Annotated in this window: 17 protein-coding genes; 14 read left to right on the top strand and 3 right to left on the bottom strand. The window is 70.8% G+C overall.

The window, feature by feature from the left end; translation table 11 throughout:
• Positions 1–4: 4 nt before the first annotated feature.
• The gene (locus I3V78_RS30790; protein WP_204493039.1) at positions 5–550 is read left to right on the top strand and encodes a DUF5872 domain-containing protein; all 546 of its coding nucleotides are present in this window, start codon (positions 5–7) and stop codon (positions 548–550) included.
• Here I3V78_RS30790 and I3V78_RS30785 read toward each other — a convergent pair.
• Together I3V78_RS30785 and I3V78_RS30780 are read right to left on the bottom strand one after the other, a co-directional pair.
• Positions 460–966: an FmdE family protein gene (locus I3V78_RS30785; protein ID WP_204493036.1), complete on the bottom strand. Its 507-nt coding sequence runs from the start codon at positions 964–966 to the stop codon at positions 460–462. The two genes, I3V78_RS30790 and I3V78_RS30785, sit on opposite strands and share 91 nt — an antisense overlap.
• 25 nt (positions 967–991) lie before the next feature.
• Positions 992–2,359 (bottom strand): DUF2252 domain-containing protein, encoded by a 1,368-nt coding sequence (locus I3V78_RS30780; protein ID WP_204493034.1) that lies wholly within the window; start codon positions 2,357–2,359, stop codon positions 992–994.
• 80 nt (positions 2,360–2,439) lie between these two features.
• Between I3V78_RS30780 and I3V78_RS30775 the strand changes: the two genes are divergently transcribed.
• The 4 genes from I3V78_RS30775 (at position 2,440) to I3V78_RS30760 (ending at position 7,610) form a co-directional block, all read left to right on the top strand.
• Positions 2,440–3,375, top strand: coding sequence for an acyl-CoA dehydrogenase family protein (locus I3V78_RS30775; RefSeq protein ID WP_204493031.1), 936 nt, complete (start codon positions 2,440–2,442; stop codon positions 3,373–3,375).
• Between the two features lie 11 nt (positions 3,376–3,386).
• The gene (locus I3V78_RS30770; RefSeq protein ID WP_204493029.1) at positions 3,387–5,003 is read left to right on the top strand and encodes a GMC oxidoreductase; all 1,617 of its coding nucleotides are present in this window, start codon (positions 3,387–3,389) and stop codon (positions 5,001–5,003) included.
• A 21-nt stretch (positions 5,004–5,024) separates the two neighbouring features.
• Positions 5,025–5,504 (top strand): hypothetical protein, encoded by a 480-nt coding sequence (locus I3V78_RS30765; RefSeq protein ID WP_204493027.1) that lies wholly within the window; start codon positions 5,025–5,027, stop codon positions 5,502–5,504.
• Positions 5,505–5,597: 93 nt separating this feature from the next.
• Positions 5,598–7,610 carry a S8 family serine peptidase gene (locus I3V78_RS30760; RefSeq protein WP_204493025.1) on the top strand — a complete coding sequence of 671 codons (2,013 nt, stop codon included), beginning with the start codon at positions 5,598–5,600 and terminating at the stop codon, positions 7,608–7,610.
• Positions 7,611–7,620: 10 nt separating this feature from the next.
• On the opposite strand, the gene I3V78_RS30755 is transcribed toward I3V78_RS30760, so the two are convergent.
• Entirely contained in the window at positions 7,621–9,075 is a 1,455-nt protein-coding gene (locus tag I3V78_RS30755; RefSeq protein ID WP_204493023.1) for a sigma-54-dependent transcriptional regulator, read from the bottom strand.
• Positions 9,076–9,674: 599 nt separating this feature from the next.
• On the opposite strand from I3V78_RS30755, the gene I3V78_RS30750 reads away from it, so the two are divergent.
• The 9 genes from I3V78_RS30750 (at position 9,675) to cheB (ending at position 24,600) form a co-directional block, all read left to right on the top strand.
• On the top strand, positions 9,675–15,191 hold the full coding sequence (locus tag I3V78_RS30750; RefSeq protein ID WP_338023795.1) for a S8 family serine peptidase: 5,517 nt from the start codon (positions 9,675–9,677) through the stop codon (positions 15,189–15,191).
• A gap of 147 nt (positions 15,192–15,338) precedes the next feature.
• Positions 15,339–15,710, top strand: coding sequence for a hypothetical protein (locus I3V78_RS30745; RefSeq protein WP_204493019.1), 372 nt, complete (start codon positions 15,339–15,341; stop codon positions 15,708–15,710).
• A gap of 115 nt (positions 15,711–15,825) precedes the next feature.
• Positions 15,826–16,581: an OmpA family protein gene (locus tag I3V78_RS30740; protein WP_204493016.1), complete on the top strand. Its 756-nt coding sequence runs from the start codon at positions 15,826–15,828 to the stop codon at positions 16,579–16,581.
• A 27-nt stretch (positions 16,582–16,608) separates the two neighbouring features.
• Entirely contained in the window at positions 16,609–17,043 is a 435-nt protein-coding gene (locus tag I3V78_RS30735; protein WP_204493014.1) for a chemotaxis protein CheW, read from the top strand.
• Positions 17,044–17,046: 3 nt separating this feature from the next.
• A complete protein-coding gene (locus I3V78_RS30730) occupies positions 17,047–17,418 on the top strand; it encodes a protein CrdC (protein WP_204493012.1) in 372 nt (123 codons plus the stop codon).
• Positions 17,415–19,217 carry a methyl-accepting chemotaxis protein gene (locus tag I3V78_RS30725; protein WP_204493009.1) on the top strand — a complete coding sequence of 601 codons (1,803 nt, stop codon included), beginning with the start codon at positions 17,415–17,417 and terminating at the stop codon, positions 19,215–19,217. Before I3V78_RS30730 ends, I3V78_RS30725 begins: the two co-directional genes overlap by 4 nt.
• Positions 19,217–21,031, top strand: coding sequence for a methyl-accepting chemotaxis protein (locus I3V78_RS30720; RefSeq protein ID WP_204493007.1), 1,815 nt, complete (start codon positions 19,217–19,219; stop codon positions 21,029–21,031). The genes I3V78_RS30725 and I3V78_RS30720 overlap by 1 nt, the downstream gene beginning before the upstream one ends.
• Positions 21,028–23,475: a response regulator gene (locus tag I3V78_RS30715; RefSeq protein ID WP_204493004.1), complete on the top strand. Its 2,448-nt coding sequence runs from the start codon at positions 21,028–21,030 to the stop codon at positions 23,473–23,475. Before I3V78_RS30720 ends, I3V78_RS30715 begins: the two co-directional genes overlap by 4 nt.
• 69 nt (positions 23,476–23,544) lie before the next feature.
• Positions 23,545–24,600, top strand: a complete 1,056-nt coding sequence (gene cheB, locus I3V78_RS30710) for a chemotaxis-specific protein-glutamate methyltransferase CheB (protein WP_204493002.1) — start codon at positions 23,545–23,547, stop codon at positions 24,598–24,600.

Below are 24,600 nucleotides of genomic sequence, written 5' to 3'. Positions count from 1 at the left end.
GCACATGGCAGCCAAGAAGACCCAGGGTGCGCGCTCGCGCTCCTCCGCGAGCCGGTACACGCGCCCCGCGCTGCGCGAGCGGCTCAAGAAGAAGATCCAGGCGAGTGACAAGGGGGGCAAGCCCGGCCAGTGGAGCGCGCGCAAGTCGCAGCTCCTCGCCCAGGAATACAAGAAGGCGGGGGGCGGCTACACGGGCGGCAAGGGTCAGGCGCAGAAGTCCCTGGATCGCTGGACGGACGAGAAGTGGCAGACGCGCGAGGGGAGTGCCCGGGCGCGCCATGGCCGCACCACCTCGCGCTACCTGCCCAAGAAGGCCTGGGACGCGCTGAGCGAGGGCGAGAAGAAGGCCACGGACACGAAGAAGCGCGTGGCCTCACGGGGCGGCAAGCAGTTCGTGGCCAACACCCCGGCGGCCAAGGTGGCCCGGAAGAAGGCCACGAAAACGGCCACGAAGAAGGCTCAGGGCACGGCCTCGAAGACCTCGGCGTCGGGCAGGTCGAGGACCTCGCGGCCCGCCTCGGCCAGCCGCTCGCGGGGCAAGTCCCGGTAGCGTGCCACGAAGGCGGCGGTGGGGCGCAGCGTGACGCTGGCGCCCGTGGAGCGGCGCCGGTAGGTGGTCGCCACCCGGGACGCCTCGGCCTCCTCCACGAGCGCGAGGTTGAGCTTGCCGAGGCTCGCCCCGGTGGCCGCCGCCGCGCCGTCCGCGATGCAGGTGTATTGCACCTGGGCCGGGGCGTGGTGCGCCACCTCCAGATCGAAGCTCCCGGCGGACACGCCGAGCGTGCGCAGCGCGGACGCGCCCATGCGGTAGCCCGCCACCACCCAGGGGCCCGCGCCGCCATGGACGACGCGGATGCGGGCCAGGGCGGCCTCGGAGGCGTCCGGGATGGCGGGGGCGGGCGCGGGGGTCGCGGTCGCGCAGCCGAGCAGCAGGGAGGGCAGGAGGAGGAGCGAGGACAGGCGCATGGGCGCATTGTCCCCGCGAACGCCCTCAAAAGCGCGAGCGGAAGCTGTCGTAGTCGAACTTCACCTGTTGGGCGTAGTCGGTGGCGACGGCACGCACCCGGGCCCGGAAGCCCGCGGCGTCCTTGTCCGTGCGGGATTGAATCTCCCCATCGAGCGAGTGGGGGAAGACCGAGGCATTCCAATCCTTGTCGGCGCGGGCATGGTGGGTGGCGAGCACCTGGCCCCACTGCTCGGCGAGATGGGTGAAGCGCGTGAGCGTGGTGAGATCCTCCACGGGAAAGGACGCCTTCCAGGGGGACAGCTCGCGCACGCTGTAGGGCTGGCCGTCCGCCAGCGTGGTCCACCCGAGGTGATCGTCCACCCGGTAGCCGAGCGCCTTGGCCGCCACCACGACCCGCGCGGCCAGGTCACCCCCGCTGGTGGCGTTCGTCTGGCCCACCTGCTCGGCGCCGACGTGGGGCCAGGCACTGGGGGCGCGCTGCGCCTTCCACTCGAGGATCCGGTCGTCGTCCGGGGACGAGGTGGCGCCCTCGATGAGCACGTAGTAGCGGGTGGCGCCGGTCGAGCCGATCCCCGCGCCCAGCCGCTGCATGACGTCCTTCACCGTGAAGTAGCCCGAGGGCCACGTCGTTCCGCCGCCGAGCGTGGCGCGGTAGGCGCTCATCCGGGAGACGAGGTCATTCCGCACGGTGACCGACACCGGGGCGGCCTCCGGGGACGTGAAGCTGAACTGGCGCACGCCCTGGACACGGGCGGTCCACGTGTCGAGCAGCTTCGCGCGGGTGTTCTTGGCGCTCACGTCGTCCAGGAAGTCATTGAGCAGGCCATAGGTGTTGCTCGCGCGGAACTTCCGGGTGGTCTCGCCGTTGTTGCCGGCGTAACCCTTCATCGTGTCGAGGTAGGCCTTGGAAAAGGCATCCACGAGCACTTCCTGATCCGCGGTGCTGAACGTGCCGGCCTCCCGCGCCGCGAGCAGCAGGCTGGTGGCCAGGCGCCACACGTCGAGCTGGTAGTCGCCGATGACGGCCTCGTCGAAGTCGTTGAGGCCGAAGACGATGTCGCCCGTGTCGTCGTCGAACGCGCCGGTGTTGTTCAGGTGCATGTCCCCGGACAGCCAGGTGCGCGTGGCGCGGGTGCCGCCGTAGGTGGCCAGCAGCGGCGAGGCGCCGAGGTCCTTCCAGTACAGGTGGTTGCTGCCCCGGAAGAAGGCGAAGGCGGACGCCTTCATGCGCGTGTACTTCTCGGCCAGGAGGCCGGGCGGAAGGGTGCCGTTGAAGGCGTTGAGCTCGTCCACCACGAACGCGGTGCGGCTCTGGGCGGCGTGGGCGGAGGGCAGGCTCAGGGCGAGCAGCAGGCCGCACAGGGCGCGGACCGGGAAGCGGGAAGACGTCATGAGCGGGCAGGGTAGGGACCCCATGTGGCGGGAGGGTGACGCCTGGGTGCCGCTTGCGCATCGGAGTAGAGTCGGACGTCATGGACGAGCTCTCGCGCTTCCTCCTCTCGCAGCCTCCCGAACCGCCCGTGCTCGACTCCGTCGACGCCTGGTGGACGCGGCACCTGGCGCTGGCCTTGCGCTTCTCCACGCCCGTGGACGTGGCGTTCGCCGGAGGGTTCTCCGCGGATCGCCTGGCCTATGCGTTCGCGTCGGGCTACCACTCGGCGCTGCGGGCGCTGTTGCCGGGCCTGCCGCGGGAGCACCGCTACGCCCTGTGCGCCACCGAGGCCCAGGGCGGCCACCCCGCGGCCATGGCCACGCGGCTCTCCGGCCCGAGCGGAGGCCCCTGGCGACTGGAGGGCACCAAGACGTTCGTCACCCTGGGTCGGGCGGCGGACGAACTGCTCGTGGTGGCCACCGAGGGTCAGGACGAGCGGGGCCGCAACCGGTTGCGGCTGGTGCGGCTCGATGCCCGGCGCGCGGGGGTGAGCCTGAGCGACCTGCCGCCGCCGCCCTTCGTGCCGGAGCTTCCCCATGCCGAGCTGCGGTTGGAGGCGGTGGAGGTCCGGCCCGGGGAGGTGCTGCCCGGCGACGGGTACGAGCGCTTCGTCAAACCGTTCCGGACGGTGGAGGACTGCCACGTGTTCGCGGCGGTGCTCGGCTGGCTGCTCCAGGTGGCGCGGCGCTCGGGGTGGCCGGACGAGACGCGGGAGGGGCTGCTCGCCCTGGGAGTGATGCTGCGAGGGCTCGCCCTGGCCCACCCCGCCGCGCCCGAGACCCACCTGGCGCTCGCGGGCGCGATGGACCTGCTGAGGGGCCAACTCGAGGCCCTGGCCCCGCTCTGGGAGCGGGTGGACGTCACGACGCGTGAGCGCTGGGAGCGGGACCGGCTGTTGCTCCAGGTGGCGGGCAAGGCGCGCGCGAAGCGCCGGGAGAGCGCGCGTGACAAGCTGTCCCTGGTGGTTCGGACGTAGAGGCGACGCCCATGGATTTCGACTGCGACTGGCTCATCATCGGCTCGGGCTTTGGCGGCAGCGTGAGCGCGCTGCGCCTGACGGAGAAGGGCTACCGGGTGGTGTTGTTGGAGAAGGGCCGGCGGCTCGCGGGCGAGGACTTTCCCAAGACGAACTGGGACTTGAAGAAGTGGCTGTGGATGCCGTGGCTGGGCTGGCGGGGCCTCTTCAAGATGACGCTCTTCCGGCACGTCACGGTGCTCTCGGGCGTGGGCGTGGGCGGGGGCTCGCTGGTGTACGCCAACACGCTGCCCCTGCCGAAGGACGCCTTCTTCCAGGCGCCCTCCTGGGGAGGGCTCGCGAAGTGGCGCGAGGAATTGGCGCCGCACTACGCCACCGCGCGCCGGATGCTGGGCGCCACGGTGAATCCGCTGCGCACGCTGCCCGACGACATCCTCCAGCAGGTGGGCAAGGAACTGGGCCGCGAGGACTTCCAGCCCGCCACGGTCTCCGTCTATTTCGGCACGCCTGGCCAGACGGTGCCGGACCCGTACTTCGGCGGCGAGGGGCCCGCGCGCACCGGCTGCACGGCCTGTGGCGGGTGCATGACGGGCTGTCGGCACAACGCGAAGAACTCGTTGGACAAGAACTACCTCTACCTGGCGGAGAAGCGCGGGCTGCGGCTGCACGCGGACACCGAGGTCACCTGGGTGCGGCCCCTGCCCGAGGGGGGCTATGAAGTCCAAGCCCTGGAAGGCACGACCCGGCGGTCCCGCCAGGCCCGGACGTTCACCGCGCGCCAGGTCGTCTTCGCGGGCGGGGTGCTGGGCTCGGTGGAGCTGCTGCTCAAGCTCAAGGCCTCGGCGGACGGTCTGCCCCGGCTGTCGGATCGGCTGGGCGATGGCGTGCGCACCAACTCCGAGGCCCTCATCGGCGTGGTGGCCGGCAAGCGCTTCGCGGACCAGGATCTGTCCAAGGGCATCGCCATCGGCTCCATCCTCCACACGGATGCGCACTCGCACCTGGAGCCGGTGCGCTACGCGGACGGCTCGGACTTCTTCCGCGCGCTGATGGCGCCGCACGTGGGGGGCGCCACGGCCCTGTCCCGGCTGGCGGGGCTGGTGGGCCTCTTCCTGCGCCATCCGCTCAAGGCCCTGCGCCCCTGGTTCACGCGGGGCTTCGCGCGGCGCTCGATGATCCTCCTCTACATGCGCACGCTGGACGGGCACCTGCGCATGCGGCGGGGCCGGGGCGTGCTCACGGGAGGGCGCTCGGGACTGATGACGGCGCTCCAGGCGGGACCCGCGCCCACCGCGCACATGCCCGAGGCCACGGACCTGGCCCGGCGGGTGGCGGACAAGCTGGAGGGCCTGCCCATGACCCTGGCCTCCGAGACGCTCATGGGCATCCCCACCACGGCGCACATCCTGGGCGGCTGTTGCATGGGCGACTCCCCGGAGACGGGCGTCATCGACAGTCAGCATCGGCTCTTTGGCTACCCGGGGCTCTATGTCATCGATGGCTCGGCCATTTCCGCCAACCCGGGCGTCAATCCCTCGCTCACCATCACCGCGCTGGCCGAGCGGGCCATGTCCTTCGTCCCCGCGCGCGCCGTGAGGCCCACCCCCGATGAACCCCGTGCCCTTTAGCCCCGACATGGAGCGTGGACCGTGCCGTTGATGCTGTCCGTGGTGGCCGCGAGCGTGACGCTGGCCGCGCCCGTGCGCTTCGACCGGGTGGATCTGCTGAGCGAGGATGCCGGAACCTTCCTCCACTACGACATGCCCCTGGCCGGCGCGTACACGCCCGAGGTGGCGCTGAGCTTCCTCCAGCAGGTGAAGGTGGTGGCCGCCCTGCCCGTGGGGCTGTACGCGGGGGTGTCCTACGCCTCGCAGTCGCTGTCCTACGAGGGGATGTTGTGGCGCTCGCAGGAGGGCCGGGGCCTCGTGTGGACGACGAGCCTGCACACGCGGCTGCTGCTGCCCTACGGCGCGCACGCGGGTCTGGCGTGGCGGGTGGGCCCCCTGCGGGTGGGCGGCGGCGCGAGCCTCTCGACCGCGGCCACCTGGGCGCGTCCCGATTGGAAGCAGTGGCGCGTGCTGCCCGTGCTGGCCGTGGGCATCGGCGCGAACGTGGCGCCCGGCATGTAGGAAAAAGGGAGTCCCGGTATTGACGGCTCCTACGGGGAGGCGCCTAAATCGGTGTTTCCCCCTTTTCCCCCTGCTGTCCTGGAGGTCTTGGTCATGAAGCTGAATCGGATGCTGCTCGCCTGTGGTGTGTTGGGTGTGTCCGCGTGCGGAGCGCCCCCGGCCGAGGAGCCGGAGCAGGTCATCGGGTCGAAGGAGGTGGGGCAGCTGGCCCAGCTGCTGCGCAAGCCCAACGCGGTGCGGGGCGAGTACATCGTCGTGCTGCGCGAGGACGTGAAGGGCGTGGCCCGGGTCAGTCCCTCGCAGCTGGCCGAGGAGATGGTGCGCACGCGCGGCGGTGACGTGCTGCACACCTACCAGCACGTGCTCAAGGGCTTCTCGGCGCGCCTGAGCGAGGAGCGCGTGCGCGAGCTGCTGGCGGATCCGCGCGTGGCGTACATCGAGGAGAACGGCGTGAAGTCGGTGTCGGGCTCGGGCAGCCAGTCGAGCGCGACGTGGGGCCTGGACCGCACGGATCAGCGCACCCTGCCGCTCAACTCCACGTACAGCTACAACTTCGATGGCACGGGGGTGCACGCGTACATCATCGACACGGGCATGCGCCTCACGCACTCGCAGTTCACCGGGCGCCTGGGCAACGGCTTCGACTCCATCACCGCGGGCGGGACGGCCGCGGACTGCCACGGCCACGGCACGCACGTGGGCGGCACGGTGGGCGGCACCACGCACGGCATCGCGAAGAAGGTGACGCTGCACCCGGTGCGCGTGCTGGACTGCACGGGCTACGGCTCGGACGAGCAGGTCATCGCCGGCCTGGACTGGGTGACGGCCAACCACATCAAGCCGGCCGTGGCCAACATGAGCCTGGGCGGTGACGCGTCGCAGGCGCTGGATGACGCGGTGGAGCGCACCATCGCCGCGGGCGTGGTGGTCGCGGTCGCCGCGGGCAATGACAGCTCCAACGGCTGCAACTACTCCCCGGCGCGCACGCCCAACGCCATCACCGTGGGCGCCACCACGACGAGCGACGCGCGCGCCTCGTACTCCAACTTCGGCACGTGTCTGGACATCTTCGCGCCGGGCTCGAACATCACCTCCGCCTCGTACTCGGGCAACACGTCCACCACCTCCATGAGCGGCACGTCCATGGCCTCGCCGCACGTGGCGGGCGTGGCGGCGCTCTACCTGGAGGCCAACCCCTCGGCCACGCCGGCCCAGGTGACGGCGGCGCTGACGGCCGGCGCGACGACGGGCCGGGTGGGCAGCCCCGGCACGGGCTCGCCCAACCTCCTGCTCTACTCGATGTTCATCACCAGCGGAGGCGGCACGGCGGACACCACGGCGCCCTCCACCACCCTCACGTCGCCGGCGGGCGGCGCCACGGTGAGCGGCACCACGACCCTGAGCGCTTCCGCCTCGGACGACGTGGGCGTGACCAAGGTGGAGTTCTACGTGGGCACGAGCCTGGTGGGCAGCGCCACCGCGGCGCCCTACAGCGCGAGCTGGAACACCTCGGCCCTGGCCGATGGCACCTACGCGCTCACCACCAAGGCCTATGACGCGGCGGGCAACGTGGGCACCTCGTCCGCGGTGTCCGTGACGGTGCGCAATGGCACGGGCGGCACCTGCTCCACCACCGAGCAGCTCCTGCTCAACGCGGGCTTCGAGAGCGGCGCCACCGGCTGGACACAGTCCACGGGCGTCATCGACGGGACGACCTCGGGCAGCACGGCGCGCACGGGCAGCTACAAGGCGTGGCTCAACGGCGTGGGCGCCACCAACACGGAGACGCTCTCCCAGCAGGTGACCCTCCCCTCCACGGCCTGCGCGGCGACGCTGTCCTTCTGGGTGAAGATCGTCACCTCGGAGACCACGACCACCACGGCCTACGACAAGCTCACGGTGCAGGTGCTCAACAGCGCGGGCACGGCCCTGGCCACGCTGGCCACCTACAGCAACGTGAACAAGTCCACCGACTACGTGCAGAAGTCCTTCGACCTGAGCGCCTACAAGGGCCAGACCGTCCGCGTGTCCTTCAAGGGCACCGAGGACAGCTCGTACAAGACGAGCTTCTTCCTCGATGACACCGCGCTGAGCATCACCCGCTAGACCCGGGACGTCACCCGCCCTCGTTGCCCGGGGGCGGGCCGTCCTTCTCGCCGCGCTTGATGCCCAGGGCCTTCAGTTTTTTATAGAAGTGGCCGCGCTCCAGATCGAGCAGCCGCGCGGCCTCGGTGACGTTGTCCTGGGTATGCGCGAGCGTGTGCTGGAGGATGTCCCGCTCGGCGTCCTCCACCTGCTCGCGGAAGGTCCGGTCCACCCGGGGGCGGAAGCCCGTCGGGGGGGCGGGGGAGGGCAGGGGCTTGAGCGGGAGGGGGGCGGGCTCGCTGCTGGTCGAGGGCGCCTGTCCCCGGGAGCGGGGCAGCAATTCCTGGGCATCGGCGCCCGAGACGCCGGGGCCCTCGCAAAGAATGGCCAGACGTTCCACCAGATTGCGCAGCTCACGCACGTTGCCTGGATAGGAATAGGCGGCCATGACGGACAAGGCCTCGGGTGACAAGGACAGGGGACGTCGCCCGTTGCGCGTGCACGCCTCGCGCAGGAAGGTGTCGATGAGCGCGGGGAGATCCTCGCGCCGCTCGCGCAGGGGCGGCGAGTGGATCTGCACCACGTTGACCCGGTAGTAGAGATCCTCCCGGAAGCGGCCCGCCTCGATCTCCCGCTCGAGGTTCTTGTTGGTGGCGGCGATGACCCGCACGTCGACCTTGATCGTCTCGGCGCCGCCCACGCGCTCCAGCTCTCCCTCTTGCAAGACACGCAGGAGCTTGGTCTGCATGGCCTGGGGCATGTCGCCAATCTCGTCGAGGAAGAGCGTGCCCTCGTGCGCCAGCTCGAACTTGCCCCGGCGCACGCTCACCGCGCCGGTGAAGGCGCCCTTCTCGTGACCGAACAGCTCGCTCTCGATGAGCTCGTGGGGCACCGCCGCGCAGTTGAGCTTCACGAAGGGCGAGCCCTTGCGCCGCGAGTGCTGGTGCAGGGCGCGCGCGATGAGCTCCTTGCCAGTGCCGTTCTCGCCGGTGATGAGCACGCGTCCCTCCGAGGGCGCGGTGCGCTGGATGAGCGAGAAGATGCGCTGCATGGCCGCGCCGCCGCCCACCATGTCGTAGCGGCCGTGCTCCGCGCGCAGGGCCCGCAGCTCCTCCAGGGCGGCCTGGTGCTTGAGCGCGTTGCGCAGGGCCACGAGCAGCCGCTCCCGCGCGATGGGCTTCTCCAGGAAATCGCGCGCGCCCAGTTGGGTGGCCTTCACCGCCGTGTCGATGGTGCCGTGACCGGACATCATGATGACGGGCAGCTCTGGTTTGAGTTCCATGACCTTCGCCAGCACCGTCAGCCCGTCCATGTCCGGCATCTTCACGTCCATGAGCACGGCGTCCACGGGGCGCGCGGACACCACGTCCAGGGCGACCTGGCCGTTGGCCGCGAGCTCCACGTGGTAGCCCGCCAGCTGCAGGGAGGTCTGGAGCGTCAGCAGGATGTTCTTCTCATCGTCGACGATGAGCACGGACGCGGGCATGTCGGCGGCACCTCGGGGGCGCGCCCGGAAGTGGCGCGGAGCCCCACCGTCTCGGAAACGCGCGGGATGATCAAGGATTCGGGGCATTTCGCCCCGGCTCTGTCTTGAAGACACGTGCAAGCACGTGAAACCAGAACTCCTGGTTTAAAGACAACCAATGCCTGTCTTCCCGGAATTTACGGGGAAAGCCACCCGGGTGTGGTGCACCATTCCAGAGCAAGCGGCCAGGATTCTCAAAAGCCAAGACAGCTGAGACGAAAGAAGAATCCCTGATTTTGTCGGCTGCTTGTCAGTCTTTGCTACTCCGTGATATCTGGCACGCTCCGGCGGACAATCGTGAGGGATGGACTCCCGCAGTTCTGGGGGGAACGGACCAGGCGCAACCACCGCTGGCATTCATCCGGGCGGGGACCCGAACCCAAGGGCTCTCGCCCGTATCAAGGGGCAAGAAGATCATGGCGCAATCAGCGTACCGGACGACCGGTATGCGCGCTCGCGGCGTCCCCGCGAGAGTGCTTGGAGTAGCGTGGCTCGCGACCGCACTGGCGTGCGGCAACTCGCCGGAGACGTCGGCGCAGGCGCGGTCCGGAGGAGAGGGTGTGCGCGCGAGCGCGGTCCTGCACAAGGTGCAGGTCAACGCGCAGCAGGCCGCCGAGCTGGAGAAGCGGGGCGCCAAGGTCCTGGCGGACTACGGCTCCTTCAAGCTGATGCACCTGGAAGAGTCCGTGCTGTCCACGCTTCCCGCCGAGGCGGGCGTGGAGCTGCGCGACGACTACAACAACATCCTGCTCAACGCCGGCACGATCGACACCGCGTCCGAGCGCGCGCAGTCGATGCGGGGCATCCGCAAGACGTCCTCGGGCAAGAGCATGCACCTGGTGCAGTTCTCCGGTCCCGTGCGCCCCGAGTGGTACAAGGCGCTCGAGGAGACCGGTGTCCGGGTCGTGACGTACATCCCGAACAACACCTACCTCGTGTACGGTGATTCGGCGTCGCTCCAGCGGCTGCAGAACCACATGTCCTCGGCCAAGTCCATCCAGTGGGACGGCGAGTACCTGCCGGACTACAAGCTGGACCCGTCCGTGAACAAGGCCGTCGTGGCCGAGTACTCCATCCAGCTGGTGGAGGACTCCGAGACGAACGCGGCCACGCTGGCGCTCATCGCCAAGCTGCAGTCGCGCGAGAACGTGTCCGAGCGCGCGCTGGGCTACGTGAACATCAAGGCCGCGGTGAACCGCGACGCGCTCGACCAGATCGTGCAGCGTCCGGACGTCGTGTCCGTGCAGCCGTACGTCGTGCCGGTCAAGCTGGATGAGCGGCAGAACCGCATCATCTCCGGCGCCATCACCGGCAACGGTCCCTCGGGTCCGGGCTACCTCGCGTGGCTGGCCTCCAAGGGCTTCACCCAGGAGCAGTTCTCGACGTCCGGCTTCGGCGTGGACGTGACGGACAGCGGCCTGGACAACGGCACCCCGACGCCCAACCACTTCGGTCTGTACGTCGCTGGCGACATCAACGGCCAGAGCCGCGTGATCTTCAACCGTCTGGAAGGCACGCCCAACGCCAGCAGCACCATCCAGGGCTGCGACGGCCACGGTACGCTCAACAGCCACATCGTCGGTGGCTTCAACACCAAGTCGGGCGCGCCCTACACGGACGCGGCCGGCTACTCGTACGGCCTGGGTGTGGCGCCCTTCGTGAAGCTCGGCTCCTCGGTCGTGTTCGACCCGGGCACCTTCACGCGCCCCAACTACCCGAACATGCTGTCGCGCGGCTACCGCGACAACATCCGCATCAGCAGCAACAGCTGGGGCTCCACCAGCAACGCGTACACCGCCGACTCGCAGACGTACGACGGCCTGGTGCGTGACGCGCAGCCGTCCACCGCGGCGGTGCCCGCCGACGGCAACCAGGAGATGGTCATCGCCTTCGCGGCCGGCAACTCCGGCTCCGGGGCGAACACCGTGGGCAGCCCCTCCACGGCCAAGAACGTCATCACGGTGGGTGCGTCGGAGAACGTGCATCCGTTCGGCGGCGCGGACAACTGCGCCATCGCCGACACGGGCGCGGACAACCTCAACGACATCATCAGCTTCTCCAGCCGCGGCCCCACGTCCGACGGCCGCAAGAAGCCGGACATCGTGGCCCCCGGCACGCACGTGACCGGCGGCGTGGCCCAGACGGCCGGCCAGAAGGCCGAGCCGCCCGCCGCGGCCCTTGGCTCCGCGCTCTCGTGCTTCGACGGCTCGGGTGTGTGCGGTGGTCCGAGCGGCAGCAACTTCTTCCCCACCACCCAGCAGTGGTACTCGGCCTCCTCGGGCACGAGCCACTCGACCCCCGCGGTCGCGGGCGGTGCGGCCCTCGTGCGCCAGTACTTCATCAACCAGGGCATGGCGGCGCCGAGCCCGGCGATGACCAAGGCGTACCTGATGAACTCGGCGCGCTACCTCACGGGCGTGGGCGCCAACGACAACCTCTACTCCAACAGCCAGGGCATGGGCTTGATGGACCTGGGGATGGCGTTCGACGGCACCCCGCGCAAGCTCGAGGACCAGGCGACGACCAGCCTGTTCACCGCGACCGGCCAGACCCGCACCTTCGCGGGCTCCATCTCCGACTCCACCAAGCCCTTCCGCGTGACGCTGGCGTGGACGGACGCGCCGGGTGCGACGTCGGGCGCGGCCTACAAGAACAACCTGGACCTCACCGTGACGGTGGGCACCACCACGTACAAGGGCAACGTGTTCACCAAGGACGTCTCCACGTCCGGTGGCTCGGCTGACCTGATGAACAACGTGGAGAGCGTGTACCTGCCCGCGGGCGTGTCCGGTCCCTTCACCGTGACGGTGACGGCGACGAACATCAACTCGGACGGCGTGCCCAACAACAGCACGGCGCTCGACCAGGACTTCGCGCTGGTGGTCTACAACGCCTGCAACACGGCCCCGGCCTCCCCCACGGGCGTGTCGGCCGTCGTGGCGGGTGACAACCGGATCGCCGTGAGCTTCACGGAGAACGGCGCGTCCTCCTACAACATCTACCGCTCCAAGACGGCCGGTGGCCCGTACACCCGCGTGGGTACGGCGGTGACCTCGCCCTTCGTGGACACCGAGGTTTCCGGTGGCGGCACCTACTACTACGTGGTGCGCGGCGTGCTGTGCGCCGAGTCCCCGAACTCCAACGAGGCCTCCGCCACCGCGACCGGCGTGTGCAAGGATGCCCCGACGTTCGAGGGTCTGACCTCGGCCAGCAACGCGGCGGCCAGCACCTGCTCCACGACCCTGTCGTGGTCCGCGGCCCAGGCGGCCTGCGGCGGCTCGCTGACCTACTCGGTCTACCGCTCCACCACGGCGGGCTTCACGCCCTCCGCGGCCAACCGGATCGCCACCGGCATCACCGGCACGACGTTCTCGGACAACCTGAACCTCACCAGCAACTCGCCCTACTTCTACGTGGTGCGTGCCACCGAGGTGAGCTCCGCGACGAACGAGGACAAGAACACGGTGCAGCGCTCGGCCACCCCCACGGGCTCGATCATCTCGGGCGGCGCCACGTTCTTCGACAACTTCGATGGCAGCCGTCCGGCCAACGCCTCGGCGTACTGGACCCCGTCGGCCACGGCCGGCTCCGTCACGGCGCTGAACATCGTGTCGGGTTGCCACTACCAGTCGGCGACGAACGCCTACCGCTTCGGCGCGACGAACACCGAGTGCGCGGGCTCCTACGCCAACAGCCAGAACCTGACCCTGGCGCTGGGCGGCGACGGCACCGTGTCCCCGAGCATCAACGGCTTCAACGTCTTCAGCGCGGATGGCTCGCCCTCGATGTCGTTCAACCTGTGGTACGCCTTCGAGGCCCGGTATGACGGCGCCTGGCTGGTCTACAGCACCACGGGCGCCACGGGCCCCTGGATCAACGTCAACGACGCGGTGACCGCGGGCGCCCCGTACATCACCGCGGGCGGCTACGACAACACGCTGCAGAGCACCCCCACGACGCGCATCTGGACCAGCACCAACAGCGGCGCCAACGGCTCGCTCAAGGCGGTGACGGTCAACCTGAGCGCGCTCAACGGCCAGAAGGTGTGGTTCGGCTTCCGCTTCTACTCCGACTCCATCACCGTGGCCGAGGGCATGTACGTGGACGACGTGCGCATCACGTCGGACTCGGCGAACGCCTGCACCACGAACACGCCTCCCGCGGGCGCGGCGGTGTCCTACCGCCTGACGGGTCTGCCGGCCGCCTCGCGCGTCTCGCAGCCCATCGCCTTCTCCCTGACGGCGTATGACAACGTGGGCCAGATCGCCACGGGCTACTCCGGCACGGCGGCGCTCACCAGCTCCGACCCGGCGGCCACGTTCGCTCCCTCCGCCGCGACGTTCACGGCGGGTGTGGCCAACGGCCTCTCGGTGACCTTCGGCACGCTGGGCACCCAGTCCATCACGGCCACGGGCGGCAGCATCACCGCCAGCGCCAGCACCCTGGTGACCTCGGCGTCCAAGGTGGGCTTCACCGGTCAGCCGGCCAACGCCGCGGCGGGCGCCTCGCTCGGCACGGTGCGCGTCGCCATCCAGGACGCGAGCGGTGCCACGGTGACCACGGGCTCCTACACCGTCACGCTGTCCCTGGCGAACAACCCGGGTGGCGCGACGCTGTCCGGCACGACCACGGCGACCACCTCCTCCGGTGTGGCGACCTTCACCAACCTGTCCCTGAACAAGACGGGCGTGGGCTACACCCTGAAGGCGACCGTGTCCGGTCTGGACGAGGGCACCAGCTCCAGCTTCACCATCTCGGCGGCGGCGGCCAGCAAGCTCGCCTTCCTCACCCAGCCCCCGGCGACGACCGCGGCGGGTGTGGTGACGCCGGCGGTGCGCGTGGCGGTCCTGGACAGCTTCGACAACGTGCAGACGGCCTCCACGGCCAACGTCACGCTGGCCCAGACGGCGGGCCCCACGGGCGGCATCACCGGCACCCTCACGGTGGCGGCGGTGGACGGCGTGGCGACCTTCTCCGACCTGACGGCCACCAAGGTGGGCACGGGCTACAAGCTGGCGGCGAGCTCCGGCACCCTCACGGGCGCGGCGAGCACCACCTTCAACGTGACCGCGGCGGCCATCTACCGCTCGGCCATCACGAAGCAGCCGTCCAATACGGCGGCGGGCGCCATCATCACCCCGGCGGTCGAGGTCACCCTGTATGACCAGTTCGGCAACCTGGCGACCCAGTCCAACGCCCCGGTGACCGTCTCCCTCGGCTACAACGAGGCGGGCGCGACCCTGAGCGGCACCACCACCGTGAACGCGGTGAACGGTGTGGCCACCTTCAGCGCCCTGCGCGTCAACCGCGCTGGCGTCAACTTCACCCTGGTGGCGGGCGCGAGCGGTACGCGTCTGGACACGAGCGTCGGCTTCAACGTGACGGCCGGTGCGGTCTCCAAGCTCGTCTTCCTCACCACGCCTCCGGCCGGCACGGCCCCGGGTGCGACGTTCTCGGTGAGCGTGGCCGCGCAGGATGCCTTCGGCAACACCATCACTGGCGCGACGCCCTCCATCACGCTGACGCTCGGCAATGCCGCGGGCGCCATCCTGTCGGGCACCACGACGGCCACCGCCGTCGATGGCGTGGCGACCTTCACCGGTCTGTCCATCGACAAGTCGGGCTCGGGCTACACGCTCGTGGCCGCCTCGTCCGGCCTGACCTCCGCCACCTCCGCCGCCTTCTCCATCGGCTCCACGGGCGGTGGTGACAAGGGCGACAAGGGCGACAAGGGCGACAAGGGTGACAAGGGCGACAAGGGTGACACCGGTGCTCCTGGCACCCCTGGCGAGAAGGGCGACAAGGGCGACAAGGGTGACACCGGCGCTCCTGGTGCCCCTGGCGAGAAGGGCGACAAGGGCGACACGGGCGCTCCTGGTGCCCCTGGCGAGAAGGGCGACACGGGCGACGCGGGCGCTCCTGGCGAGAAGGGCGACAAGGGCGACACCGGTGCCCAGGGCCCCGCGGGCCCCGCCGGTGGTGGCTGCAGCGCCGCCTCGGGCGCTGACGCCAGCGTCTACCTCGGCCTGTTCGTCGTCGGCTACGTCGTCTCGCGCCGCCGCCGCATGGCCGCCTGAGACGGCGGGAGAGTGACCGGGTGGAGCTGAGCGCTCCACCGGGTTGACCTCTTCCCAGGTCTGTTGAAGCTTGAACGCGCTGGTGGGATCTCCCCACCAGCGCGTTCGTCGTTTGGGGCGCGTGTCCCGAACGCCGGGAGGTGCGCGATGCGGTGGCGGAGCGTGGGGTGGGTGGGGCTCGTCCTGCTGGGCGGGAGCCTCGCGGGGGCCACGGGCTCCGCGGGCAAGCAGCGGGTGGAACGGCTCGAGCGCGAGGCGCGCGCGCTCGCCAATCCCAAGGGGTGCGAGAAGGTGGAGGAGTGCGAGCTGGTGGGACTCGGGCTCAAGTCCTGTGGAGGACCCAGGACCCATGTCGCCTACTGTTCCCGGACGACGGACGGGGCCGCGCTGAAGGCCCGGCTCGAGGCGCTCGAGGAGGCCGAGCGGGCCTGGCAACGAGAGGAATCACAAGCGTCCAACTGTGGACTGACACGGGTGCCCCGGTTGCGGTGGGAAGGGGGCGAATGTCGCGCCCGTTAAGGCGCGGGCACGAGGCCTGGGGGGGGACAAAAGGCTTTGACTCCGCGTTGCATGGCGGGCTAGAGGCGGACGCGCTGAGCTACTCGTTTTCATGATCAATTTCGCTGGAGGACCAATGCGTCGGATCTCGATGGTCGCGGGGCTCGCCCTCGCTGTTGCGGTGCTCGCCGGCTGCCCGCCGACCTACCCCAACTGCAAGAGCGACGAGACCTGCCAGGAGAAGGGCGAGGTCTGCGTCAACGGGTCGTGCCAGGAGTGCGCCACCGACGCCAACTGCAAGGAAGGCTTCGCGTGCCAGGGCAACAAGTGCGTGCCCAAGGGGCCGGAGTGCTCGCGGGATGAGCAGTGCACGGGCGGGCAGATCTGCCAGGGCGGCAAGTGCGCCGCGCCGCAGTGCACCTCCAAGAGCCAGTGCGCGGGGGCCCAGGAGTGCCAGAAGGGCCGCTGCGTGCTGCCGCCGGGCTCCTGCAACGACAGCGCCGACTGCGCCGGGGGCCAGGAGTGCCAGCAGAACAAGTGCGTGGCCGCCGCCACCAAGTCCGAGTGCAGCTGGGAGCCGCTGCGCTTCGGCTTCAACGAGGCCACCCTGTCCTCCGAGGCCCAGAGCCGTCTGTCGGATCTCGCCCAGTGCATCAAGGGCGCCGGTTCGGGCCGCATCGAGCTCGCCGGGCATGCGGACGAGCGGGGCACCGAGGAGTACAACCTCCAGCTGTCCCAGAAGCGCGCCGCCTCGGTGAAGAAGTACCTGGTGGACCTGGGAATCCCGGCCAACCAGCTCAAGACGGTGGGCTACGGCGAGAACCGGCCGCTCGAGCAGGGTTCCTCGGAAGAGGCCTGGGCGGCCAACCGTCGCGTCGAATTCAACCGTTAGCCGGTCTTTGAGGTAGGCTGCCGCGCGATGGCCTCCATCGAGACCGAGACTCGGCAGTCCTACCTGGTGTTCGCCTGTGGAAGCAGCTGGTACGCCGTGCCCGCTGAGTGCGCGGCGGAAGTCGTCAGCTTCCCGGAATTGACGCGGGTGCCCGGTGCGCCGGGCCACCTGCTCGGCGTGTTCGCCCACCGCGGAGAAGTCATCCCGGTCGTGGACATGAGCATGCTGGTGTCCGGCGCGAGTGAGTCCACCCGCCGGGCCGTCCTGGTGCGCCTGGGCCGCGGCACCCTGGCGCTCACGGCCAGCCGGGTGGCGGGGGTGTCCCAGGTGGATGGACGCCTCGAGCCCCTGGGCGCCAACGGGGTGCACCTGCACCTGCGCGGCCCCGCCCGCAGTGCCCAGCGAGACGTGGCGGTCATCGACCCCGAGGGGCTGTTCGATCACCTCAGTCAGGGGAACTGACGGATGAGCGGCCGGCTCTCGGGCACGCTCTTGTGCCGCGCGGGCGACAATCGGGTCGCCTTCGTCGCGCAGGAGGTGGCCACCATCGAGTCTCCCTCCACGTTCGGTGGGCTGGCGGGCTCGGCCAGCCACGCCTTCCGCGAGGCGTCCGTCACCGGCCGCATCCTCGTGGCGATCTCGGGGGAGGGCGTGGGCGTGGACACCCTGGAGATCGATGCCGAGCCGCGCGCGCTGCTGCCCGCGCCGGTGGTGCTCGCGCGGCTGGCCGGGTGCAGCCTCAAGGGCTTCATCCAGGTGCGCGGCGCGCTCTGGCCCGTCATGTCGTTGGTGGAATTCGGGCGCTTCTTGGCGCCCTCGTCGCGGGAGGTCGCGTGACGGTGTCGCGGGAACTCGAGGGATTGTCGCTCTGGACCACCCGGCCCTCCTGGTGGGGGGGCACGCTGGGGCTGGTGCTGGCGCTGCTCTACGGACGCGTCACGCACTCGCTGCCGCGCGAGGGCATCTGGCTGTTCCTGGGCCTGCTCGCGAGCGTGCTGCTGATGAACAGCGTGCTGTCCTGTGCCCAGGAGCGCCACGCCCTGCGGGTGCTGCGGGCGCTGGAGGAAGGGCGGCTGACGCCCGGACCGGACAACCTGCGGCGCGCGCTGCAGGAGGTGCGGCGGGTCCCCGGCCGCTCGTTCTGGTTCACCCTGCAGGGCTGGCTGGGGGGCGCGTTGATGCTGGCGGCCACGTACACGCCCCTGGCGGGCGCGTCGTGGACCCTGGGCATGCGCATCGGGCTCGTCGGCGTGTCGCTCGGACCGCTGTCCGCCATGCTCGTGTACCTGCTGGTGGTGCGCCGCAGCCGACTGGCCGCCGAGCGCATCGCGGCCAATGGCCTGTCGCCCCAGGAGGTCATCTCGGCGCTGCCCTCGGACCGGCTGCGGCTGCGCAAGCGCCTGGTGTTGTTCACCGCGGTGGCGGTGCTCTCGCCCTCCGTCTTCATCCTCGACGTGTCGGTGAGCCGCACCGTGAGCACCTTCGATCAGATCCTCGAGTCGAAGGATCCCACCACGCAGCGCGAGGTGGTGCGCCGGGCGCGCCATGCCACGGGCCTGCCGCTCGGCGCGCTCGCGGGGCTGGTGGTGCTCCTGGTGATGGGCACGGCCTACGTGGCGGGCACGGTGATCGCCGAGCCCCTCCGGGTGCTGTCCGAGGACGCCACGCGCATCGCCCAGGGCGAGGTGCGCACGCCCCGTTTCATCCCCGCCGAGGACGAGGTGTGGGCCGTGTCGGCCGCCTTCACGCGCATGCAGGCGCAGCTCGCCCAGGCGCTCGTGCAATTGCAGCGCGCGGGCCTGCAGATCTCCTCCACCACCGAGCAGCTCGTGGCCACCTCGGCGGATCAGGAGTCGGGCGCGGGCGAGCAGGCCATCTCCCTCAACGAGACGCGCGCCACCACCGAGGAGCTGGCGCGCTCGGCGCAGCAGATCGCCGTCAACGCCGAGTCGGTGTCCGCCATGGCGGAGACCACCTTCGGCGCGGCGCAGAGTGGCCAGCGCAGCGCGGCGGCCTTCCTCGCCGCCATGCACCGCATGAAGGGCGACAACCAGGCCATCGCCGACGCGGTGGTGCGGCTCAACAAGCGCGTGCAGCAGATCGGCAAGGTGGTGGAGTTCATCAACGAGATCGCCGACAAGTCGGACCTGCTCGCGCTCAACGCCGAGCTGGAGGGCACCAAGGCGGGCGAGCCCGGCCGGGGCTTCTCGCTGGTGGCCGCGGAGATGCGGCGCCTCGCGGAGAACGTGCTGTCCTCCACCCTGGCCATCGAGCGGCTCATCGACGAAATCCGCGACGCCACCCAGGCCGCGGTGATGGCCACCGAGGCGGGCCTCAAGACGACCGAGCGGGGCGCGTCGCTCGCGGCGCAGGTGGACGCCAGCCTGGGGCTCATCCTCGAGCTGGCGCGGCAGACGTCCCATGCCGTGCGCTCCATCTCCCTGGCCACCCAGCAGCAGCAGACGGGTACGGACCAACTCGCCGCCGCCATGGGAGACATCCTGCGCGTCACCGAGGAGAACGCCGAGGCCACGCAGCAGATGGTGGCCGCGAACACGGATCTGTCGCTGCTGGCGAGCGATTTGAAGGCCACGGTGCAGCGCTTCCACGTGGCCGACCGCGGAGGAGACGCCTGATGGATCGCCCTCGCATCCTGCGCGCGCGCCGCCCCTTCAGCCGCCGACTGTTGCGCGCCGTGCTCGGCGCCAACTTCCTCACGGCCCTGCTCGAGGCGCGCTACCTGCAGCTCACCCTCGCCTCGGGGCTGGAGGATCACGCCCTCTACCGCACGCTGCTGGCCGTGCTGTCGGTCACCTCCTTCCTCATCGTCTGGCTCTTGTGCCTGCGCCACCTGCGCGCGCTGCGCGACGTGGAGCTGGACGAGGGCATGGTGATGCCGAACCGGCTGGCCCACGCGGTGCTCGAGGTGCATCGGCTGGCCGACTTCGCCTTCGCCGCCACGCTCGGGGCCTGGGTGCTCGCGGGGCTCTTCATCGTGGGGCTCTGGGCCCATGGGCCCTTCAACAGCTTCACGCAGATGGTGAGCACGAGCTGGCCGAGCTTCGTCTTCGGGCCCCTCGCCGCGCTGCTGGCCTACTGCCTGGTGACCCTGCAGTCGCGCGGGGTGCTGCAGGACATGTCCTCCCTGGGACTCACGCCCCAGCTCGCCATCAGCATCGCGCCCCGGCGCTCGCAGATCCGGCTGCGGCTCGTGGTCTTCACCGCCATCGTGGTGATGACGCCCGCGGTGCTCATCTGGGACGTGTCCACGGTGCTCAGCGATCGCGCCTTCGATCAGATCCTCACCGCGTCCAGTCCGGCGCGGCAGGCGGAGCTGGCCGAGTCGCTGCGCCACGAGTCGCTCGTGTCCGGCAGTGTGTTGTGCCTGCTCATCTTCGGCGTGGCCCTGGCGGCCGCCTATGTGGGGGGCACCATCCTGGGCCGGCCGATGCGGCAGCTGGGCGAGGCGGCCCACCACATCGCCGAAGGGGATTTGAGCCAGCAGCGCATCATCCCCGCCGAGGACGAGGTGTGGGCCGTCTCCGCCGCCTTCTCCACCATGCGCACGCACCTGGCGGGCGTGCTCTCGCAGTTGCAGCGCGCCGGCAGCCGCATCGGCACCACCACCGAGGAGATCCTCTCCACTTCCTCGCGCTATGAGGCCGGGGCCGCCGAGCAGGCCAGCTCGTTGGATCAGACGAGCGCCACCACGGAGGAACTCGCGCGCTCGGCGCGGCAGATCGCCGAGAACGCGGGCTCGGTGGCGGAGATCGCCCACAAGACGCTCGCGGCGGCCAAGGCGGGTCAGGCCAGCTCCGAGTCGTTCATGGAGACGATGAACCGCATGCGCCACGACAACCAGGCCATCGCCGCGGCGGTGGTCCGGCTCAACAAGCGCGTGCAGCAGATCGGCAAGATCGTCGAGTTCATCAACGGCGTGGCCGACAAGTCGGACCTGCTCGCGCTCAACGCCGAGCTGGAGGGCACCAAGGCGGGCGAGGTGGGGCAGGGCTTCTCGCTGGTGGCCGCGGAGATGCGGCGCCTCGCGGAGAACGTCATCGAGTCCACCAAGGAGATCGAGGGGCTCATCGAGGAGGTGCGGGACGCCTCGGGCGGCGCGGTGATGGCCACCGAGGGCGGCGTGCGCGCCACGGAGCTGGGCACGGGGCTGGCGCAGCAGGTGTCCGAGTCGCTGCGGCAGATCGTGGAGCTGGCGGGACGCACCTCGGACGCGGTGCGGGCCATCTCCCTGGCCACCCAGCAGCAGCAGGGCGGCACGGACCTGCTGGCCGAGGCCATGGCGGACATCCTGCGCATCACCCAGCAGAGCCACAACGCCACCAAGCAGGTCATCAGCGCCAATGGTGACCTGTCCACCCTGGCGAGGGACTTGCGCGTGGTGGTGGAGCGCTTCCAGATCGAGTCCTCGGGAACGGGGGGCACGGGGTGAGCGGGCGGGAGAAGCTGCTCAAGCAGTTCCGGGAACTGGTGGGGGTGCGCCTGGAGCGCATCAACCGTCGCATCGTGGAGCTGGAGGCGGGCGCCAGTCCCGACGCGGGCCGCACGGTGCTGCGCGAGCTGCACGGCCTCAAGGGCGAGGCGCGGATGATGGGGTTCGACACCATCAACACCGTCGTCCACGAGATGGAGGAACTGGTGCGCTCCACCGAGCGCGCCGAGCATGCGCTGTCCGCGGACTCCATCGACGCGCTGCTCCGGGCGGCGGACGCCGTGCTGGTGTTGTCCGGCGCCGCGGGGCAGGAGCCCGTCCAGTCTCCCCCCGAGGTGGGCAAGCTGGTGCGCGGACTCCAGGAGTGCACCCGGGCGGAGATCACCGGCCTGGGCGCCGCCGCGCCGCCGCCGCCCGTGGCGACCCCGCGCGCGGGTCCGCCCATCGCGCGCCGCGAGTCCGTGGAGGATTCGGCCGAGGAGACCACCCCCGCCTGGGGCTCGGTGTCCCTGAGCGCGGCGTCGCCCTCGCTCGTGTCCCGCTCGGCGCCGCCGGTGCCTCCCGCCATCGCCCCGGCCTCGTCCTCGACGCGCCCCCCGCCGCCGGGACGGGCCTCGAGCCTGGAGCCGCCGCGCGCGGCGCCTCCGGCCTCCGTCACGGTCGCCACCTCCATCGCCCGCATGCCGCCCGCGGTGCCCGAGCCGCCCCGGCCCTCGCCCGTGACGGCCGCGGTCCGCACGGCGGATCGCGCGGATGGCTCGGTGCGCATCGGCGTGGCGAGTCTGGACCGGCTCACCAGCGCGGTGACCAACCTCACCCAGGTGTCGCGTCGCCGGGAGCTGGCCACCACCCGGCGTCTGGACCTGGCGCGGGAGCTGAGCCTGCTCGCGCGCGCCGCGGAGGACCTGGGCCCGGCGGCGATGCTGCTGGCCGAGCGGCTGGGGCGCGCCAAGGAGCTGGCGGCCGGCCTGCACCGCGAGGAGAAGCTGCTGGCCAACGAGGAGCTGCGCGACCTGGGCTACGTGGCCGACGAGGTGCAGCGCCTGCGCATGTTGCCGCTGTCCGTGCTCTTCGAGCCCTACCCGCGCATGGTGCGGGACCTGGCGCGCGAGCTGGGCAAGGAAGTGGAGCTGGTGGTGGACGGCGAGGACACCCGCGCGGACCGGGCGGTGGTGGAGGCGCTGCGCGACTCGCTGCTGCACCTGGTGCGCAACGCGCTCGATCACGGGCTGGAGTCGCGCGTGGACCGGGTGGCCGCGGGCAAGCACCCGCGGGGCCGGCTGACCTTGAGCGCCGCGCGGGATGGCAACCGGCTGGTCCTGCGGGTGGAGGACGACGGCGTGGGCCTGGAGCCCTCGGTGCTGCGCCGCGCCGCGGTGCGCAAGGGCTTCCTGGATGAGGCCGCCGCCTCGGGCCTGACGGATCAAGCGGCGCGCGAGCTCATCTTCCTGTCCGGCTTCACCTCGCGCGAGGTGGCCACGGACATCTCCGGCCGGGGCGTGGGCCTGGACGCCGTGCGCAGCTCGCTCCGGGCGCTGGGCGGCGACGTGGTGGTGGCGTCCCATGGCAACCAGGGCACGCGCTTCGAGCTGCGGGTTCCGGTGTCGCTCACCGTGGCCCCGCTGCTCTTCGTGAAGGTGGCCGAGGAGACCCTGTGCCTGAGCGCGGCCCATGTGTCGCGCGCGCTCCGGGTGGAGTCCTCGCAGATCAAGGAGGTGGCCGGGCGCGGGGTGCTGGAGGTGGACGAGCAGCCCATGCCCTTCGCCTCGCTGGGCGCCCTCCTGGGCCTGAGCCCGGAGCAGGAGGCCGGGGAGGGGGCGCTCGTGCTCGTCGTGCGCAGCCAGGGCTCCATGGCCGCCCTGGCGGTGGACCGGGTGCTGGAGGAGAGCGTCCAGGCCATCCTCCCCCTCAAGGGCCTGCTCGGGCACTTCCCCCACCTCACGGGGGCCACCACGCTCGCGGATGGCCGGCTGTCCATGGTGCTGTCCGCCGCGCACCTCATCGCGAACGCCCGGGGCCTGTCGGGCTTCCGGGGCAGCCGGGCCTCGGCCGTCACGCCCCGTCCCGCGCCGCCCCCCCGCCGCCGCATCCTCGTGGTGGACGACTCCCCCCTCACGCGCGAGCTCATCGGCGCGCTGCTGGAGGCGGTGGGCTACGACGTCGTCATGGCCACCGACGGCCTGGAGGCCCTGGATCTGCTCGTCAATACGCAGGTGGACCTGGTGTGCACCGACCTGGAGATGCCCCGGGCGGACGGCCTGGAGCTGACGCGCCGGCTCAAGGCGCACCCCACCCACAAGGTCCTCCCCGTCGTCATCCTCACCACCCGGGGCGGGGAGGATGACCGGCGGCGAGGGCTGGCCGCCGGGGCGGATGGCTACATCACCAAGGGTGACCTGGTGCGTCAAGACCTGGTCGACGTGGTGCGGCGGCTCCTGGGTTGATGAACCGGCGAGTCAAGACCGGTCACATTCGGTATATTCCAGGGGGCGCGCACGGAGTATGGAAGCCACATGGGCAAGAAAGTGTCGGTGCTGGTCGTCGACGACTCGCACATCTGCCGACAGCTGATCTGTGAAGCACTGAGCCGGGATCCGGATCTGGAAGTGGTCGGCACTTGCACCAACGGCAAGGAAGCCCTCGACGCGGCGCGAGAGCTCCGGCCCCAGGTCATCACCATGGACGTGGAGATGCCCGTGATGGACGGGCTGACGGCCGTCGAGCACATCATGGCCGAGGTCCCCACGCCCATCCTGATGCTCACGGCGGACCCGCGGCAGCAGGCGCCAGAGCTCACGTGCCGGGCGCTGGAGATCGGCGCCCTGGCGCTGCAGATCAAGCCGTCCATCGACGCGGGGCTGGAGGCGTGGAACCTGTCGCGCGAGGTGAAGCTCTTGTCCTCGGTGCGCGTCATCCGCCACATCCACAGCAAGCGTCGGCCGCCCCTGCCCGGTGGGGGCACCACGCCCGCGCCCGTGGGCATGCCCTATGGCGTGCTGGCGGTGGCCAGCTCCACGGGCGGCCCGCAGGTGCTCTTCCGGATGTTGTCCGAGCTGCCCGCGGACTTCCCCACGCCCATCGTCATCGTGCAGCACATCAACGCCGCCTTCGCCGAGTCGCTCGCGGGCTGGCTCGCCAACTCCTCGAAGCTCAAGGTGCGGCTGGCGCAGGATGGCGAGCAGCTCCTGCCCGGCAACGTGCTCATCGCGCCGCCCGGCCAGCACATGGCCATTCCGTTCCGGGGCCGCGTGGCGCTCAAGCCGGGCGTGGAGCGCGACGGGCACATGCCCTCGGGCACGGTGCTGCTGGAGAGCGCGGCCAAGGCCTACGGGCGGCGCGCCCTCGGGCTCATCCTCACCGGCATGGGCGAGGATGGCGCGGAGGGCCTGCTCGCCATCAAGCAGGGCGGGGGCCTGACGCTCGCGCAGAACGAGGAGTCGTGCGTGGTGTTCGGCATGCCGGGCGCCGCGGTGGGGCGCAAGGCGGTGGACCACCTCGTCCATGGCGACGACGTGGCGGGCACGCTGATGCGCCTGGTGCGCGGCGAATCCCTGGCCGTGGGGCGCTGA

This window comes from Archangium primigenium (genome assembly GCF_016904885.1).
Classification (GTDB): Bacteria; Myxococcota; Myxococcia; order Myxococcales; family Myxococcaceae; genus Cystobacter; species Cystobacter primigenius.
Note: the sequence above shows the minus strand (reverse complement) of the source record. Positions and strands in the feature narration are given on the sequence as shown.

Coding starts and splice junctions, on each gene's coding strand:
- I3V78_RS30785 (WP_204493036.1), bottom strand. CDS start 966: ATGCGCCTGTCCTCGCTCCTCCTCCTGCCCTCCCTGCTGCTCGGCTGC.
- I3V78_RS30780 (WP_204493034.1), bottom strand. CDS start 2,359: ATGACGTCTTCCCGCTTCCCGGTCCGCGCCCTGTGCGGCCTGCTGCTC.
- I3V78_RS30735 (WP_204493014.1), top strand. CDS start 16,609: ATGGCCTCCATCGAGACCGAGACTCGGCAGTCCTACCTGGTGTTCGCC.
- I3V78_RS30730 (WP_204493012.1), top strand. CDS start 17,047: ATGAGCGGCCGGCTCTCGGGCACGCTCTTGTGCCGCGCGGGCGACAAT.
- I3V78_RS30775 (WP_204493031.1), top strand. CDS start 2,440: ATGGACGAGCTCTCGCGCTTCCTCCTCTCGCAGCCTCCCGAACCGCCC.
- I3V78_RS30760 (WP_204493025.1), top strand. CDS start 5,598: ATGAAGCTGAATCGGATGCTGCTCGCCTGTGGTGTGTTGGGTGTGTCC.
- I3V78_RS30740 (WP_204493016.1), top strand. CDS start 15,826: ATGCGTCGGATCTCGATGGTCGCGGGGCTCGCCCTCGCTGTTGCGGTG.
- I3V78_RS30745 (WP_204493019.1), top strand. CDS start 15,339: ATGCGGTGGCGGAGCGTGGGGTGGGTGGGGCTCGTCCTGCTGGGCGGG.
- I3V78_RS30770 (WP_204493029.1), top strand. CDS start 3,387: ATGGATTTCGACTGCGACTGGCTCATCATCGGCTCGGGCTTTGGCGGC.
- I3V78_RS30755 (WP_204493023.1), bottom strand. CDS start 9,075: ATGCCCGCGTCCGTGCTCATCGTCGACGATGAGAAGAACATCCTGCTG.
- cheB (WP_204493002.1), top strand. CDS start 23,545: ATGGGCAAGAAAGTGTCGGTGCTGGTCGTCGACGACTCGCACATCTGC.
- I3V78_RS30720 (WP_204493007.1), top strand. CDS start 19,217: ATGGATCGCCCTCGCATCCTGCGCGCGCGCCGCCCCTTCAGCCGCCGA.
- I3V78_RS30790 (WP_204493039.1), top strand. CDS start 5: ATGGCAGCCAAGAAGACCCAGGGTGCGCGCTCGCGCTCCTCCGCGAGC.